Origin of the sequence: Weissella sp. DD23 (genome assembly GCF_001579105.1) — a bacterium.
Taxonomy (GTDB): Bacteria; Bacillota; Bacilli; order Lactobacillales; family Lactobacillaceae; genus Weissella; species Weissella cibaria.
This window is the reverse complement of the sequence record NZ_KQ970392.1, coordinates 177,529-182,578: the sequence shown is the minus strand read 5'-3', so window position 1 is coordinate 182,578 and position 5,050 is coordinate 177,529. Positions and strand designations below refer to the sequence as shown.

The following is a 5,050-nucleotide window of genomic DNA, read 5'->3' as shown; positions in this document are numbered from 1 at the left end:
GCGAATGTATTTGGCAGCACGTAAGTCCCGTCAAGCAGTTTTTCACGCGTCGTCCAAAAAATTTCACCTTCCCGGCCCGAATGAATGGCACCACTATACGACGTTGTTTTGTACAAGAAGACAATATAGCGCGCGCCATTTTCTAAGGGCCATTCCTTAATACCCATTAACTGAGGCGCTTCAATTTCTAACCCGGTTTCCTCACGCGCTTCACGAAAAACCGATTGGGTCACCGTTTCACCTACTTCAACGTGTCCGCCGGGAAAAGTCACCCCTGGCCACTTTGGATTTTGACGGTCTTCAACCAAGACTTCATGTGTCACCGGGTTTTCAATCATAATCATGTTCGTTAATTCAATCGGGGTATACCGTTCTGCCATTTAACTGTCTCCTTATCGCAAAAAGGCACACACCGTTAATAGTGTGTACCTTTTTTAACTCTATTTAGTCTAACGAATTAGCCCTTGAAGACCCATTCGTTGCCATCCTTGGCCAACAATTCATCTGACGCAACTGGTCCCATTGAACCTGAAACGTAATTAGGGAATTGTTCACGAGTTGCATCCCATGCTTCTTGAATAGCATCAACGAACTTCCAAGCAATTGCCACACCGTTCCAGTCGGCAAAGTTAGATCCGTTACCGTCCATTGCGTCGTGAATCATACGTTCGTATGGTTCTGGCGTCAACTTCTTGTCTTCGTCTGAAACTGTCCAGTTCAAGTTAACAACACGCGTCAAGAATTCTGAGGTCACGTCCTTGGCGTTAATCTTGAATTCGATACCACCCTTAGGATCAATCAAAATAGTCAAAACTGGGTTTGCCAATTTAACGTCACCACCGAAGATGTTCAAGCCCTTCTTGAAGACGACATCCACACGCGTTGACTTAGCAGCCAAACGCTTTCCTGAACGGATGTAGAATGGCACACCTTCCCAACGAGGCATCTCAAATTGCAACTTACCAGCCACAAATGTGTTGTTTTGTGAATCAGCTGGCACGTCCATTTCATCCAAGTACTTCTTTTGCGTACCATCAGCAGACTCGCCGTATTGACCACGCACAAAGTTTTCAGCAACTTCTTCACGGTTGTAAATCTTCAATGAGTTGAAGGCAGCATTCTTAGCGGCACGAATATCTGTGTCCTTAAATGATGCTGGCTTCTCCATTGCCAACCAACCAATGATTTGCATCGTGTGGTTTTGGATCATATCACGCAAAGCACCGGCTGTATCGTAGTAACCAGCACGCTCTTCAACACCCAAAACCTCTGACAACGTGACTTGCACGTTTTCGATGTAATCCTTGTTCCAAGCCGCATCAAACAATGGGTTTCCAAAACGGACAGCCGCAATGTTTTGAACCATTTCCTTACCAAGGTAGTGGTCGATACGGAAGATTTGGGCATCATCAAAAGCTTCTGACAATTCATTTTGCAAATCTTCAGCAGTTCCAAATGATGTTCCAAATGGCTTTTCAATCATCAAACGGTTATACTCACCGTTCTCAGTAATCAAACCTTCTGACTTCAAATACTTGGCAACTGTTCCAAAGAAACGTGGGGCAACTGACATGTAGAAAATGCGGTTACCCTTCAAGCCGTACTTAGCATCCAATTCGTTGTTCAACGTCAACATATCTGCATAAGCAGCTGAATCCGTAATATCTTGTTGGATGTAGTAGAAGTGTGAAATAAACTCTTCAGCATTCGCTTGGTCTTCGACGAAGTCAGCAATTGATTCGCGAACCATCTCGTGGAACTCTTCTGTCGTCAATTCTTGACGAGCCGTTCCAATAACGGCGAAGTGTTCTTGCAAGAAGCCCTTCTTGAACAAGTTGTATGTTGATGGGTACAACTTACGCTTAGCCAAATCTCCAGTTCCACCGAAGAATGTCAACAATGTTGTAATTTCTGCAGGCACGATGAATGCTCCTTTACTCTCAAAAAATCAGTTTCATTTCGTATTTCATAATACCAGCATCTCACTACCGGTACCTTTTACAAACATTATAAACTTTTTTACACAAATATGCTACAAAAATGTAAAACGCTTACATTGTGATTTTTCTGATTATTCGGACTCAGATGAGAAGAATTGCGTTGCCCTGACTGCATTTCGCCAGCCATTTAACAACGTTGCCCGTCGTTCCGCCGTCAAACTTGCTGTAAATTGACGTCCCTGTGGCACATACTGCTCTAAGTCTGACAAGTCTTGCCAATAACCAACTGTTAGACCGGCTAAGAACGCGGCCCCAAGTGGTGTCGTATCTTCATCAATTGAGCGCTCTACTTGAATATCAGCGACATCTGCCTGGAATTGCATCAAGTACGGATTACGTGAAACCGTTCCATCAGCCTTCATTTTAATGACATCATATTTCGACTCAGCTTTCATAATCGCTAAAATGTCCGCCGTCTGATACGCGATGGATTGCAATGTCGCTTTTATGAAATCATTTTTACCCGTACCTCGCGTCATACCGAAGACTGCCCCACGTACTTGAGGATCCCAATACGGTGCCCCTAACCCGTTAAAAGCCGGTACAACATACACTTCATCAGCGTTTTCTGATGCTTCTGCTGCTTGCCAGGCATCCAGCTGTGTTTCAATCAACCCCAACCGGTCATGGAGCCATTGAACAGCGGAACCGGCTGAGAAAATTGACCCTTCCAACGCATATGTGGGGCGGTCCCCCACTTGATAGGCAATGGTCGTGACCAATTGATTGTCGGACATCACTGGTTCATGTCCAGTATTCATCAATAAAAAGGCACCCGCGCCATAAGTATTCTTAATCGTGCCGGGTTCGAGCGCTAATTGACCAACTAATGAAGCATTTTGGTCGCCAATCACACTGGCAATCGGCACCCGACCACCGAAAAATTGCATCGGATTCGTGTGCGCAATCACATCGCTACTCGTGTGAACCTGTGGCAACATGGCTGCTGGAATATTAAACAACGCTAACAATTCAGCATCCCATGCTTGCGTATGAATGTTATATAGCATTGTTCGGGCCGCATTTGATGCATCAGTTGCATGAACTTCACCGTCCGTAAGCTGCCACACCAGCCACGTGTCGACCGTGCCAAATACCAGGTTGCCAGCTTCAGCTTGTGCCTGAGCACCTGGGACATGATCCAATATCCAACGAATTTTGGTCGCTGAGAAGTACGCACTAACCGGCAAGCCTGTCTTGGCACGGATTAACTCATCGTGACCAGCATTATGCCAGGCATCCGCAATACTCTGTGACTGTGTTGATGACCAACCAATGGCGTTATAAATCGGTTGGCCAGTGTGGCGGTTCCAAATTAATGTCGTCTCGCGCTGATTGGCAATACCAATTGCTTTAATCTCATCCCCACGAATTCCCGCATTAATTAATGCATCCGCAATCGCGGTCTGTGCCGTCCGCCAGATATCAAGCGGACGTTGTTCCAACCACCCCGTATGCGGGACGATTGATGTCATGGGAATTGCAGTCGACGTCACGCGTCGTGCATTATGATTAAAAATCACCGCACGCGTCCCCGTTGTTCCCTGATCAATTGCCAAAATATATTCTGGTCGTGTAATAGCCATAATGCGTTCCCCGATTTTATTTCGTTTAAAATTTTTTCACTCCCTATTAGTATATCAAGATGTGAGAATGTGCTACACTTTTCTGCATAGAATAAACGGACAGGCACGGTTACAGTACCGTGCGCGACGTTATATATAGTGGTTACCCACTATGGAATAACGTTAATTACAATTAGTTGTGTCAGCTGACACAATGGAGGATTTTATGGCAATCCAGTCATCACAACAAGATGGCGAAGCGCTCAAACCGCAACACGTTGAGATTAAAGCGCCAATACTCTATATCACCACATTATTCCAATCAACCGGCGCCTCACTCATTTGGCCCATCGCGACATTGTACATGCACAATGTCTTACATGAGACCATGACCATGGCTGGCATGGTCGTGATGGGACTCTCGATTATGATGATGATTGGTAGTTGGGTTGGTGGACACCTATTTGATCGTTGGAACCCTTACAAATCAATCTTAGGCGCTGTCGCCTTAGCAACGGCTATGTTGGCGGCCCTGACTTTTTGGCATTCCTGGCCAGTCTTTGCAATTTTCATGCTAATTCTTGGTTTTGCAGATGGGATTATCTATACCCTCTTAAATTCATACGCGGCTACGATTCAGTCGATTGATTCTCGAAAGGTTTTCAATCTACAATACCTGTTCATGAACGTCGGTGTCGTTGTCGGAACCGCCATTGTCGGCTTCCTATTCAACCACGGCGTGCAATTCGTTTTCGGTGGTGCGACAATCATGTATCTTATTTTCTCGGTCATGGTTTTCCGCTACTTCAACGTCAAGGGACTCGCCGCCCAAGCAACTAAAGACGCTGCTAAGGCCGCCAAGAGCAATTTCAGGACGCCCGTGCTGATTTATGCCTTGCTCGGTTTAGCCTTTTCCCTTTATATGGGATACATTCTGTGGGAAACCGTCGTTGCAACGCACATGACTGATTTGGGGATGACCACTCAAGATTACTCATTCCTATGGACGATTAACGGTATCGTGATTATCGTCGGGCAAGGTCTACTAGACCGCATCATCGAAAAGCTACCATTCCGACTAACCGTCTTAGGTGGAACCGCCTTGTTCGCGGTATCATTCCTATTCTTGATGAACGCGAAGACCTATCCAATGTTCATCTTCACCTTCATGATTTTGACGATTGGTGAAATGTTTGCCAGCCCACAAATGCCTGCTTGGATTGATCACATCAGTGACCCCAACGCCAAAGGACGGGCACAAGGCTTCATGACGATGGCCATCTCACTTGGTCGTGCGGTCGGCCCACTATATGGTGGCTTAATGATTGACGGTGGCTCATACAAAGCCTTGTTTGCCTCAATGTTTGGCATCATGATGCTCTTCGTAGTCGTCACCTTCATTCTCGACCGAGCTTCAAGACGTCGCAAACGACGCCTCGCTAATTAATAACACAAAAAACAACCCCTGCAGCGTATCCGCTGTCA

At 45.9% G+C, this 5,050-nt stretch carries 4 protein-coding genes; 1 reads left to right on the top strand and 3 read right to left on the bottom strand.

Annotated features, from left to right (window positions below; translation table 11 throughout):
• The 3 genes from WEIDD23_RS05160 to glpK all read right to left on the bottom strand — a co-directional run.
• A partial coding sequence (locus WEIDD23_RS05160) for an 8-oxo-dGTP diphosphatase (protein ID WP_156469582.1) occupies nt 1–380 on the bottom strand: 380 nt, incomplete at its 3' end.
• Between the two features lie 77 nt (nt 381–457).
• Nucleotides 458–1,921 (bottom strand): glucose-6-phosphate dehydrogenase, encoded by a 1,464-nt coding sequence (gene zwf / locus WEIDD23_RS05155; RefSeq protein ID WP_010370710.1) that lies wholly within the window; start codon nt 1,919–1,921, stop codon nt 458–460.
• A 150-nt stretch (nt 1,922–2,071) separates the two neighbouring features.
• Entirely contained in the window at nt 2,072–3,586 is a 1,515-nt protein-coding gene (gene glpK, locus WEIDD23_RS05150) for a glycerol kinase GlpK (RefSeq protein WP_010370714.1), read from the bottom strand.
• Nucleotides 3,587–3,791: 205 nt separating this feature from the next.
• Here glpK and WEIDD23_RS05145 point away from each other — a divergent pair, with 205 nt between their 5' ends.
• Entirely contained in the window at nt 3,792–5,012 is a 1,221-nt protein-coding gene (locus WEIDD23_RS05145; protein ID WP_010370717.1) for an MFS transporter, read from the top strand.
• Nucleotides 5,013–5,050 lie beyond the last annotated feature (38 nt).